This is a genomic window from Orenia marismortui DSM 5156 (assembly GCF_000379025.1).
In the GTDB taxonomy this organism is placed as follows: Bacteria; Bacillota; Halanaerobiia; order Halobacteroidales; family Halobacteroidaceae; genus Orenia; species Orenia marismortui.
On record NZ_KB900619.1, the window covers coordinates 1 to 13,106 of the forward strand.

Below are 13,106 nucleotides of genomic sequence, written 5' to 3' on the forward strand. Positions count from 1 at the left end.
AAGCTCAAATGTTTCAATCTTCCTCTTTTAGGATAGAAGATAAATCTTATCGATCAAAGCTCATGCAAGACTTAGCCGATTCTGTCATATAACGTCCCTGCGATTCACGACGTGCCGATAATGATCCCAATCTAGATAAACCCTAAACCTTACATAATTTATTCCTGATTCTCATTTATCATCTCAAATAGCATGTCGTTAATTGCATGTTATGTGATGGAGCAGACTGGATTTATTAACAAACCTTAAATATAACTTACTACTAATTCAAAGCCATAATTATTCCTAAAATAATAAATACACTACCAACAATAAAATTGAATATCTTAACTTTTCTTTTACTATTAAATATAATTGTAATTTTTTCTCCAACTAAACCGTAAATCATCATGCATGAAAATGCTATAATAGATAAAATTAAAAATGAAATAATTATTTTAATTAAGCTACTTTCTCCAATTTTTATAAATTGAGGAAATAGAGCTAGAAAAAATATTATTGCATTGGGATTACCTAAAGTAACCAAAAGAGCTTCTAAAAATAAATTTCTAGAAGAAATATGTGAATTTCTAAATTTCTTATTTTCTTTTATTATAAAATCAGTTTTTTGAAAAAAAGATCTTATTCCAATATAAATCAAGTATAAAACCCCTAAATATTTAATAATGTTAAACATCATTTCTGACTTTGCCAAAACTATACCTATACCTGTTAAAGACAATATAGCTTGAATCCAAGTTCCCATTAAATTACCCAAAGCACTAATTATTACATTCCTCATACCATACTTAGTACCATTATTTAATGCTAATATTGTAGTTGGACCAGGCACAATTGATGCTAAAAATACTCCAGTAGAAAACATAATCAAAAATTCTAATTCCATATTATCATCCTTTCATAAAGCAAATATTGCCATATAACATGTGACAATTGCTTTAATTTAAATTAAAGTTAAACTAAAAGATTATAATTAACATACATTAATATATATCTTCGATTGCTTTCATTAATTATATTTCCAATGAAAAATAATTAAATTTTTGATAATCATTTTAGTTATCAAAGTATTCCATATTTATACCTAGTTTTAATAAAATTTCTGGTTTAACGAACAACTTTTACTGTACTCTCATTTGTAATTAACAAAGTCTTAATCTTTCAGGTATTTTAATATATTAATTATCCTTACTTTTAAAACTTTATTTAGAAAAAATTAAATTTAAGCCTGCTCTTTCACATAACGTCCCTGAGCTTCACGACGTCTCATCAATGCTCATAATTTAAATTTAAACACAAAACTTTCATCTGTCATCCCCGACTTTGATTTATGCTAAATAGATTAGATGTCGTTAAGCTCATGTTATGTGAAGTTGCACTTGCACTACACTTTCTTATTCCTCATAATCCGTAATACCAAATCTATTTCCGAAAGGATCTTCAAATTCTACTGCCATTCCAGTTCTAATCTTAAAAGGTTCTGATATAAAATTAACATTTCTACTTTTTAATTTTTTATACTCTTCTTCTACATTATCTACTACAAACCATATTGTTGGCTTTATATTTGGAAATTTATTTTTATCTTTTAAAATAATAGCTGGTTCTTCCTCTCCTACTTTAAAAGCTAACATCCCTTGCTTTGAAAAATCAAATTTAATATCTAAATCTAATGTATTTTGATAATATTCTCTAGCTTTATTTATATTATCAACCGATAAGAAAAAATTATCATAACTATTCATTTTTAATCCCCCTTTTTGAATCTAGATATTTAATTGCAAATTTATAAGTTTGTTTTATTTTCCCATTTGATAAATTCCAAGTTTCAATTTCCTGTTTAACTAACTCTTTATGTTTTTTACTTATGTCTTTTAATGCATTACCAACTGATTTTCTAACATACTCACTATTATCAGACTTTAACTTTCCGAGTATATTTACTGCAATTTGTGGATTTTGTTTAAAATAATCTCTACTTGTCCAAATTCTTAAACCTTCAGTCACCGCTCTTCTTACATTAGGATTATCACTATTTAACCAATCTTTTATCGTTTGTAATGAATTATTATATCCTATATTCTCACAATATGTATCAAAAGCTTTTGCTAATATCTCTTGGACACGCCAATTTTCATCTAAACTAACTCTTTCTTTTAAAAAAACTAATGCACTCTCTAATTCATAAGAAATCGAGCCCATAATAAAAGTAGCAAGCATTCTGACTTGAAAAGAATCATATTTAAATAATTCCTGTGCAATCTCGAAACATTCATTTACTCCATAATAATTTCTTATCTCTTTAGATTCTTTTTCTATTCCTTTAAATCCACGTTTAACTTTTTTTACTCTATTTATAACTTCAATCATATCTTCTTTCTTATCCATATCTAATAACCTCCTTTAGTGCAATTTCACATAACGTTCCTGGGGTTCGCGACGTTCCTGGTCAACGCACCTAATTTTAGCCAAACCTCTAATCCTCACATAAGTCAGCCCCACTTTCATTTATTCTCACAAGTTGGGATGTCGCTAACGTGCTGTTATCTGACGTATCATCTGCTTTTGAACTTCTCTAACGTAATAAATCAAGTAAATTGTAATAATAGTATTTTCTATTTCTAACCTTATTATCAGAATATATAATTCTCTCTTCTTCTAAAATAGAAAGATATCTTCTACAAGTAGAATCTGGAATTCCTGCTAATGCACTTATTGTTTTCACATCAAAAATAGGTCTTTGAAACATACTTTTGATTAAATCTACTACATTAGTACTATTAATTAAATTCATTGTCTTCTCTAAATCTTGTTCATAAAGCTTGTCAATCTCATCAACAATATTAATATTCTTCAATGCCTGTTTATTTACACTCTCTAAGAAAAACTTTATCCATTCATTCCAACCATCTTCTGATCTTGTTCCATTAAGTAATCTATAATATTTGTGCTTATCTTTTTCTAACGTTTCACTTATAAATAAATTAGGAGAATCAATTAACTCAACATCATATAAATATAATGGAATTAAAATACGGCCAATCCTGCCATTCCCATCTAAAAAAGGGTGAATAGTTTCAAATTGAGCATGAATAATTGCAATTCTAACCAAAGGATGCAAACTATCTTTAGGTTCATTTATATATTTTTCTAAATTAGACATACATAAATTTACTGATTGTGGCTCTGGTGGTACAAAAGTTGCTGTTTTTATAGTACATCCTTCTGGACCTATAAAATTTTGTATAGAACGATATTCACCTGGTGCTCTACTTTCACCTCTCACTCCACCACTCAATAATATTTGATGAAGCTCTTTAAACATACGAGTTGAAATAGGTAATCTCGATAAAGCCCGTTTACCATACTGTAAAGCTTCATAGTAATTTAATACTTCTTGAGCATCATCATTTTTTTCTTTCTTATCGATATCAAATTCTAGAACTTCATCAAATGTAACTTGTGTACCCTCAATCTTAGTTGACTGAAGTGCTTCTTGTAAACTCAAAGGAGTAATAAGAAAATCTTCATTTATCTTTGACTTTTTTAACATTACCTGAAATTTACCTACATTTGTATTAGCAGAAATTAACTCATTGTAAAATTCTAAAGGTTTTATATGATCTTCTATCGGCAATTGAAGCGGCTTAAATGGTTTCATATCAAAAATCACCTTCCTCTTTATTATTTTCAGATTATATATAATATTATAATACATATGCTTATTATGTTCAATTGTTTTCAAAAAATACGTTATTGAAAATAAAAAAAGATTGTATTATACCTTTAGATGATATGTCACATAACGTCCCGCAGATTCACGACGTCCCAATTTATGCTCCTAAACTCTGATTAAAACTAAATCTTATGTAAGTCATCCCAGCCCTAGCTCATGCTCATAGACTGGGATGTTGTTAATCTGCTGTTATACGCCGTTTCAACTACATAAAATCTTCATTATATCGTAACCTATCCCTCAAGTAGATTTTTTAAATTATTCAATATTATACGTTTTAATTCTACAATATCTTTATCAAGTAATATAGCTAATTTTTTAATAACTATATCAATATCTGTTGGACAACTTGGTTTTTTATTAATTTTAATAAAAGGACCATCTGTTTCTGTTAGAATCCTATCTACTGGTATTTTTGATATTATTTTTTTGCCCTTTTGTGAAGAAATCATAGAATGATTAACAGAAAAATAAAAACCAAAATTTATTGCTGTTTTTAAATCAGTAATACCACCACTGTACCAATGTAAGATTACTTTTCCTGGGTAATCATTTCCTATTATATTTATGACATCTTTAGCACTATTTCTAGAATGGACACTTAATACTTTATTACCATATTTAGCACATTCATCAAGAATGTTTTTAAAAACTTGAATTTGAATGTCTCTATCAGCTAAAGAATTTTTAGTATAATCTAACCCTATCTCTCCTACATAACGTGTCTTAGGTAATAATGAATTAAATAAATCAAGTTCATGTTTTTTAGAAATAGCTAATTGTGGATGTAATCCAATAGCAGCACGAACAAACTTTTTATTTGATACTAGTTTCTGAGTATGTGTAAAAACAGATGGTGCATTTGTCATTGCTATAGTATATACTTTATTTTTTTCAATTTTATCAACCATACTTTTAGGATTATCAGAGAGGTCTAAATGATAATGAGCATCTAAATATGATAATTCAGTATTATTCACTATTATTACTCCTTAAAAAATTCTCCACTTCTTCCATCCCATTTTCATAAACATTAATATATTTTTGGTGATCTTTCATAATTGGACCAGAACGTAGTATATTAAAGAAATTTAAGTTACTATCTATTTTTCTTCTTTCTATAGCCATTAAAAAAGCACGATAATCTCTTCCTGATTTCTTTGATTCAGAAGGAGGATTAGTTAGTACATCAATTCTATATTTTTTATAATCATCTAATCCTGCTCTATACATTGACGCTCTCCTTATTATACATGGAACACAATATCCACAATGTTCATGAGGACTATTTTTTTTAAACCGACCAGCACTAGGGTGAGAGCATGACATGGTATCATGTATAGATTTTTTTATTAAATCTTGATTTTGGGCATTAATTATCATCTGACCTTTTGTATAAAAACTATATGGATTAATTATACTATTAGTCAGATTTAATTTACCAAGCAATTCCTCAAGCTTTAATAGATAATAAGGGTGAGTTGTACGGGTACTTAAACTACCTCTTCTAGAATAAGTTAGTGGAATATTTAAAGAAATGAGTCCATTTTCTGGTATATATAGTGATGTGTTTTTATTAAAAGCATTAGCCACAGCAATACCATGTGCTAAAAATAAAAATGAGCGACTCCGAGTACTATCTTCACTTTTATCTTTACTATTTAATTTAATAGGTTGTACATAAAATCCAAAAGGAACTATCCTATCCTTAGAATATTCTGTTTCCAATGCATTCAATACTTGTTTTTGAGCAATACTTGCATCTCCACCTGTTCCATAATGACTTACAAGTGCAATTTTTCCTTGATTTTTCTCTAATAAATCTGATACCCCAATAAAAGAATCTAATCCACCAGAAAAAAGAGATACATTATTCACCGTTTCTTCAAAAAGACACTTATTAACTTTCTCTATATCTGTCTTTCTTCTTTCTCTAAAATTAAACTCCCACTTATCTCCACTTAAGAATGAAAGCATTTCCTCTAAAGTCTCTTTTGCATTTTTCCAAAGTTCAATATTAATAACAGGTAAACTAACACTCAAATGTCTAGTCCAATTATCATATGATAGTTTTCTAAGTATAAGTTTATCAGCAGTATATACTGCAAATGAAGCATTTAAAAGATCTATCGCTTCGTTTTCTGGAAAACATCCCATATCATTAAATAATTTATTAAATATATTATATGTATTATATTCAAGTATCTTATCAGAAGATTCATTGCCCATTAAAGGAATAATTAATGTTTTCTTCTTATCAATATTTTCAGGAAAATAATTATCATTTTTTCCTACTCTACAAACAATATTCCACTTCATTCTATCACCTCTAATTGTGTATATGCTTGCTTATATATGTTATCAATAATACTTTTGCCTGCACCATCTTTAAAGTTAATATTTAATAAATCATAATCTTGAAAGTCAAAGGAAATTGATGATTTTACTAAATCTTTAACATCCATTTCTAGCCTTATAGCTTGTTTTTCTGAAATAGCATTTTTCTCTATACGAATTCCTAATTCTTGTAGCCAACGCTCATAAATATAAGATTCTATACATAATTCTAAAACTTCTCTTATATCATCTTCTTTCATAGAGTTAAATTTTTCTATATTATTATCTTCAAATTCATATTTATCATATACAAAAGCTAATGTATCAATTGTTGCTTGCCTTGCAATACTATTTTCAATACTGTCCCCTTTAGGACTAAGACTTTCTGCAATTGCCATAAAAACATTCTCTACTGAATCACCAATAATATGATGTAATCCATATGACTCTAGTGTTCTTTCGATACCTTGATTTATAACCCCAGAAAAGAAATCACCTAAATTAGAAGCTGCAGTTTTACCAGAAATAGCAGCCCTTGATGCCCCATGCTCCACCTCTAGCTTGTACATAAGAACGGGCTGATTGTTTTAATTTCTCTGTATCTCCCGAAGAATTTACATATCTAGTCATTAAGCTTTTAGCTGACTGCCATGAACCAGACAAGGATTCTGGTATTTCATCTTGTTCTTCATTATCATCTGGGTTTTCAATTACTTCATCTTGTGCCCATGGTGGTAATAATGGAGAACCATTTGTAAGACCATCAAATGAACTAGAAGTTCCCATATTAAGCTCCCCTTTCTAATCTTTGTCCTGCTAATGTTGCCAATCCTTTATTTGTTCTACTTTGGCTCCATTGTTCTATCAAATTATATCCTAATGATTTTAATTCAGTATCTTTGACTAATTCTTGTACTTTTACTACAACGGAAGATGGCAAAGCTTTTTCAGGTAATTTTTCTAATAAACTTATCATTTGAGAAATTAGTTCTTTTCTAGTTTTAGAGAATCTAAAAAGAATATTTAATACAGAATCCTCTCCTCCTAAATACTCTTCTTGTCGTACCCTTTGAGAAAGAGTCTGAAATATTGCAGAAGCATCAATTGAGCTTATCTCTTTTGATTCTTCTAAAGCCCTATTACATACTGCATCACTTTTATGTAAAAGTTTTCCTATAATCTCTTGGGCTTTTGGACTCATTCTTTGAGTAACACTTGAAATAACTCCTAATGAATCTCTAGAAAAATAGAAATATGGTCTTAAATCTATATCAGTTAAGTTCGGCTTAGATTTTAACCAATCTTTCATCCAAGAATCAGAAAGCCAAGAATTATATTTTTTTCTATATCAAGTGGTTCATCCTGTTCTTCAGCATTATCTTCATCCTTAGGATGTTCTTTTTGAAGTAAGAATTCTTCCAATTTTTTTATTTTTTCTGGTCTACCTTCATTATTTGATTGAAGATTTGCTAACTCCTTAAACCATTCGGGTTTAAAATATTCTAAAATCATTAATTTGGCAAGTTTTCTTTTTTCAAGATTAATTTCCCTAGTTTTAGCCATCTCAATTCTCATTAATAAAGTATTTAAAAATCGTTTACATTGCCTTGGGTTACCATTTAAACCAGAGGCTAAAATAGGAGCAATTTGTTCCGAAAGCATAAGAGATTCCTCTAAATCCGAATAAAAATCTGGTGTAATTTCTTTTGCTACTCCATAATTGAATGCTACTTCATAAAGTGATTCTTTTTTTCTATCTAAAACTTTACTTCTAATATCTTCAAACTGATCTTTTTGATCTTGCAAGTTTAACTTAGTAAACAAGAGATTAATATATGTTTCAATCTCAAACCGACTAAGCTGAGGTATTCTTATAGGAAATTGAATTAATTTTTCTAAATATTCTCTACCTATATCTACACTTTCTCCAGGTATTTCTGGAAAACGACGTCTCACAGCATATTTAACTAGTCTTTCATCAGCTCCTATTACAAAAACAGTTTGTTCTGCAAATAAAAATAATCTAATTGCTTCTAAAGTTTCAATAATAGTGTCTGGAGTACAACGATCCAAATCATCAATAAAAACTACTAATGTTTTAATTTTTGTTTCTTCTAATAACTTACCGAAGTCACAATGAAATTCTCTTATTCCTTTACGTAATCTTTTTCCTCCTCCCATAGATTTAGATATAACTTCTGCTATTTGCTTCTCGTCAAAACTATTTGCTTTTTCTGTAGCTAAATCTTTAGTTTTTTCTAAAATATTAGAAAAATCTGATAAGCCAGTTAGAGCTAACCCAGCAGGTCCCATTGTAGCAAAAGAAATAGCTTGTTTTGTTGCCATTCCAGCAAATCTCATCCAATCAATTTGTTTAAATAAACGACCAATAATATCTTTTCCCTTTTCTGTAATAGTTCTTTTACTCTCAATTTCATCTAAAATAGTTCCCATTAATGCTGATTTAGCATCATCATAATCTTCAAACAACCAACCGTTAAAAGAAATACATAAAACATCTTCATCTTCTTTTAAATCCTCTTCTACCATTTTCAATAAGCTAGATTTACCGCTTCCCCAATCTCCATATACTCCAATTGTACAAGGTAATAAAGTTCTATTATGTATTATCTGGGTAATCGGAGCAACAAGATGTTCAAAATCAAGCAAATCAATATTAGTTTTGTTATCATGCCACATTAATATCCCTCCTTAATATGTTAAAACAGTATCATGTTGAAATGGCGTATAACGTCCCGCAGATTCGCGACGTCCCCATCAATGCTCCCATTCTCAGATAAACTCTAAATCTTACATAAGTCATTCCCAACTCTCATTTACCCTCTCTATTGGGATGTTGCTAATCTGCTGTTAGGCGATCGTTTAATCTGCTTGGCTATATTCTTCAATGAAATTCATATTATCTATTAGGTTTTTTAAATATGGAGAATAATTTTTTATATCAGAATAAATTTCTACTTTATTTACTTTATCTTCATCAAAATCCACTTTAAGATTTAATTTAATATTTATAACTAAAAAAACAATCATAATTGCTGAAAAAATAAAACCTACAATAAATAACATAAAACCTTTAATGCTAAACAAAATATTGATCATATTCTCAAATGAAAAACTTAAACTAAACGAATTTCCAACTGGTAAAAAACTTAATGGATATATTACCCCAATTAAAAATAAAATCAAATTACTAATAATAGAATAGGTAAGTAAATTATATTTTTTTGATTCTCCTCTTATTTGTATCAAAAAATCTTTTAGTAAACGTGTATGATCTATAATTTCTACCTTTAATTTATTTATAGCTTCTTCTTCATCAATAATATTTTGATTAAGTTGAGATCCTCCATCTACTGAAGCACCTGAATAGCCAGCATTGTAATAATTACTATCTGGTGTAGTTTCCCTAATTATATTTTCAATATCTTTTAATATTTGATTTCTATCATCATATATTGAAAAATTATACTTTATATAATATTCTTCACAACTTAAAATCTCTTTTCTATCTCTAATATTATTTCTTATTTTCTTTAATTTTTCTTCTCTCTTTCGTTCGTTGTACCAACTAAAATATCTGTCTTCTACTTTGTTTTTTAAAAATAATGACTTATTAATAAAATTATCTATTTTATTTTCTCTACTATTATATTCTGCTTGACTATTTATAACTTTTGTAATTATAAATGCTCCAAATATACCCACTATTGCAGATGAACATTGTGCTATAGAACTAAAAAACCAATTCCAATCCATTAAATTCACTCTCCTAAAATATACTTTCTTGATTAAATGTCGCCTAACGTCCCGCAGCTTCACGACGTCCGCGATAAAACTCTCAATCTCTAGATAACCACTATATCTAACATAAGTCAGCACTTGTTCTCATTGATGCTCATGACTAGGATGTTGCTAAGGTGCTGTTATGTGATGGAATCGGCATAATATAATCTACATGATTTCTCGTTTAAACCTCTATATATCATAAAATTTCATAGTCAGAGTTTATTAGTTAACTACTTCTATCCTCTAATTTTCGATTAAACTCCTTCTTCAATTGAGACTCCAGCCAGCCAAAGCTATGTTCCTAAACTTAATGATAACTCTAGCTTGCCATTAGCAATTAAATATTAGAAAACTAATATTATTTAAATATAAATTATTGATTGGCTCAATTTAGACTACAAAACTACACTCACCTCAAATTCATCAGACTAAATTCAAGTCCATATTACATTTCAACGCCAAATTATATATAAGCACCAAAATCATTTCAATTAAAGCGAATTATTTCACAAATAAGAACTCTTATCTGCTCCTAATCTAGCCAATCAATAATATCCTATAGCTAAAATGATTTACTATATTATTTCATGAATTGTAAAAGTAATCCCTATAAGATTATCGAAATGAATTAAATAAATAACTTTTATAGCATAATTTTCTTTCCCAAATAATAAAAAAAGACCTTTTTGGCTGGCTGTTCATGTTATTAGATCAAAAATTTCACCCAAGCTCAAATGTTTCAATCTTCCTCTTTTAGGATAGAAGATAAATCTTATCGATCAAAGCTCATGCAAGACTTAGCCGATTCTGTCATATAACGTCCCGCAGCTTCGCGACGTCCCCGTCAATAATCCAATCTCTAATCAAACTACAATCTGATATAAGTCAGCCCCAACTCTCTTCTATCCTCTCTACTGGGATGTCGCTAAGGTGCTGTTAGACGATGTTATACGTTTGCTTTTAGTAATCTTTTTCTGATTGTATCATTAGTATTAAGAATCTCTTTTGCACAATCTATACGTGATTCACGATTATTTTCATTAACAATTGCTCTTATATCTTTTAATAAAGTTATTAAATCATTTAGATTAAGAGCTAGTTGTTTTGAATACATATTTAAAAAATAAATATAATCATTTAACCTGTTTTTAAAATAATATCTTTTATCACCATTCTTAGATATATTCTTAAATATTTCATCATAATTTCGCACATGTCTTTGTAAACGGCTAAGTATATATTTTGTAGGTAATTCTAATGATATTTGTGTATCTGTTTTTTCCTCATGATATTTTACTAATTTTTTAGTAATTGTATCATCTAATAATGATACTTTCATTATTCTTTCAAGAGAATCTTGTTTATCTTTATTTACTTCTAAAATTGCAGACTTTATTATTTGTATTGCTACATCCATTACATCTTCAATTTGAAGATTATCTGAAAAAATTTCATTATAGACATTTGGATTTACACATTTAGTAACATCTGATCTTTTTAAATTAGTAAGTTTCAAATCTCCTCCATTTAATAATGAAAATACGACCCTGCTAATATGTAATAAACCATTATTTATTATGAAATTTATAATTTTATCTGATTCGTAATTTTCATTACCCTTCAACTCAATTAATTTGTTAGATACTGTATTGTATATAATGTATGATATTCCATAATACTCTAAATTGATGTTGGTATTAAAAACTTTATCTTTGTTTTTTTCAAAATACATACTTACATTATTTCTTACAACAGATGCTTCTTTGTAATAAATACTATAATAAGCTTTAAATAATTCTTTAGGATTTAATATACGAGATTTCGCATATCCTCTTCTTTCATAAAATTGAGGTTTTCTTTCATAATATAGTGGTTTTTCAAGCATTTTGAAATATTGCTCAATTCTTTTGTGAATAGGTCTATTAGATTCAAAGGCAAAATCTTTAATTTCAATTTGAGAATTTGTAGATTTTATTATATTCAACACAAGATCTTCATCCCAATTACCTTCTTCATCTTTTTTTATTTCAATAATTTTAACAACTAATTCAAAATCAAGCTTGTCCAATTCTTCTTCATCAATTTCCTTTAAAGTTTCATAAATAGCGTAAGAGGTTTGACATCCGTTTACAATTTGATAATTAGACATACTAACTTCATTTTCAAGTGGATCTACATCGTATGCAATTATAGTAATTCCATTATTCATACACCAAAATTTTTCACAATCAGTTCTAATTGTTTGAATAATTGCCTTATTAACATCTTTTGAATTCCCTTGGTAATCTCTTATATTTTCTTCAAAAATTTTATCTTCAATCACCTTATTATCATCTGTAATAAATTCTAAATATTCTTTTACATTAACTAAGCAAATACATCCTTCTACTATATTATCTTTCCTCTTAGGATAATCAAATTTCTTTAAATTTTTTAAAGTTTTTCTATACTTAACCGGTTTCTTACATATGTCTAGCAATTCATTACATCCCAAAAATTCAAATTTAGGTTTCATATATTGATTTTCTACATATTTACAAACATTATTTTTTTCTCTCACAACTCTATCATTATTTAAAGCATTATCTTTGTTATTTGCTTTTGTGCAATAATACATTTCTAATGTAATTTTTTCCTTGCAACCCTTCTTATTGTGAGCAAAATATAAATTTCGTATCATTTTTGCTTGTTTTTTAAACTTTTCATTTGATAAATCAAAATCTTTATCAAATATACATTCGATACCCCTTTTTATTCCATTTACTACTTTTTCTTTAAAACCAGTCTCTGCTTTAGATTGAATTATAATAACTCTTACTATAGAACTCTTATTCAATAAACTATATATATCATCAAAAGAAGAATTAGATTGATCTAAAATATCTTCATCAATAATACAATAGATTGAATCTATCCCTTCATCTCCTCCTCCATCTACAATACCATTTGCTAAATCATTAATAGTAAAATTATTTCCTTTTAATACATTTTTAGCTGAAAAATATTCAAATTCTGTTGAAAAGTCCTTTAACTTAAGATTATTTAATTCTATAAACGATTTAATTTCATTATCTATTAATTCTTTAATCATATTTATCTCCTCCCACAAAATTAAGTATAATGTCGTCTAACGTCCCAGAGTTTCGCGACATCTCATAGACGCACCTATCCCTCACATCAATCTATATCTAACATAAGTCCTCGCCACCTTCACCTCTGATCAAAA

At 28.1% G+C, this 13,106-nt stretch carries 12 protein-coding genes; all 12 read right to left on the bottom strand.

Going from position 1 to position 13,106, the window contains the following annotated elements; all coding sequences use genetic code 11:
- Positions 1 to 262: 262 nt before the first annotated feature.
- The 12 genes from OREMA_RS0108345 to OREMA_RS0108395 all read right to left on the bottom strand — a co-directional run bounded on the left by OREMA_RS0108345 (position 263) and on the right by OREMA_RS0108395 (position 12,971).
- Complete coding sequence (locus OREMA_RS0108345) at positions 263 to 886, bottom strand: LysE family translocator (RefSeq protein WP_018248816.1); 624 nt, start codon at positions 884 to 886, stop codon at positions 263 to 265.
- 508 nt (positions 887 to 1,394) lie between these two features.
- Positions 1,395 to 1,745 carry a VOC family protein gene (locus OREMA_RS0108350; protein ID WP_018248817.1) on the bottom strand — a complete coding sequence of 117 codons (351 nt, stop codon included), beginning with the start codon at positions 1,743 to 1,745 and terminating at the stop codon, positions 1,395 to 1,397.
- Entirely contained in the window at positions 1,738 to 2,388 is a 651-nt protein-coding gene (locus OREMA_RS0108355; protein WP_018248818.1) for a DNA alkylation repair protein, read from the bottom strand. Before OREMA_RS0108355 ends, OREMA_RS0108350 begins: the two co-directional genes overlap by 8 nt.
- A 187-nt stretch (positions 2,389 to 2,575) precedes the next feature.
- Positions 2,576 to 3,661, bottom strand: a complete 1,086-nt coding sequence (locus OREMA_RS0108360) for a Fic family protein (protein WP_018248819.1) — start codon at positions 3,659 to 3,661, stop codon at positions 2,576 to 2,578.
- A 308-nt stretch (positions 3,662 to 3,969) separates the two neighbouring features.
- On the bottom strand, positions 3,970 to 4,716 hold the full coding sequence (qatD, locus tag OREMA_RS0108365; protein WP_018248820.1) for a Qat anti-phage system TatD family nuclease QatD: 747 nt from the start codon (positions 4,714 to 4,716) through the stop codon (positions 3,970 to 3,972).
- Positions 4,709 to 6,055, bottom strand: a complete 1,347-nt coding sequence (qatC, locus tag OREMA_RS17455) for a Qat anti-phage system QueC-like protein QatC (protein WP_018248821.1) — start codon at positions 6,053 to 6,055, stop codon at positions 4,709 to 4,711. The genes qatD and qatC overlap by 8 nt, the downstream gene beginning before the upstream one ends.
- On the bottom strand, positions 6,052 to 6,642 hold the full coding sequence (gene qatB, locus OREMA_RS0108375) for a Qat anti-phage system associated protein QatB (RefSeq protein ID WP_018248822.1): 591 nt from the start codon (positions 6,640 to 6,642) through the stop codon (positions 6,052 to 6,054). The genes qatC and qatB overlap by 4 nt, the downstream gene beginning before the upstream one ends.
- Positions 6,590 to 6,859, bottom strand: coding sequence for a hypothetical protein (locus OREMA_RS0108380; protein ID WP_018248823.1), 270 nt, complete (start codon positions 6,857 to 6,859; stop codon positions 6,590 to 6,592). Before OREMA_RS0108380 ends, qatB begins: the two co-directional genes overlap by 53 nt.
- A 1-nt stretch (position 6,860) precedes the next feature.
- On the bottom strand, positions 6,861 to 7,382 hold the full coding sequence (locus OREMA_RS17460) for a hypothetical protein (protein ID WP_040657371.1): 522 nt from the start codon (positions 7,380 to 7,382) through the stop codon (positions 6,861 to 6,863).
- On the bottom strand, positions 7,379 to 8,773 hold the full coding sequence (locus OREMA_RS17465) for a KAP family P-loop NTPase fold protein (protein ID WP_051076774.1): 1,395 nt from the start codon (positions 8,771 to 8,773) through the stop codon (positions 7,379 to 7,381). Before OREMA_RS17465 ends, OREMA_RS17460 begins: the two co-directional genes overlap by 4 nt.
- 183 nt (positions 8,774 to 8,956) lie before the next feature.
- Entirely contained in the window at positions 8,957 to 9,850 is an 894-nt protein-coding gene (locus OREMA_RS0108390) for a hypothetical protein (RefSeq protein WP_018248824.1), read from the bottom strand.
- A gap of 976 nt (positions 9,851 to 10,826) precedes the next feature.
- Positions 10,827 to 12,971, bottom strand: coding sequence for an AIPR family protein (locus tag OREMA_RS0108395; RefSeq protein ID WP_018248825.1), 2,145 nt, complete (start codon positions 12,969 to 12,971; stop codon positions 10,827 to 10,829).
- Positions 12,972 to 13,106 lie beyond the last annotated feature (135 nt).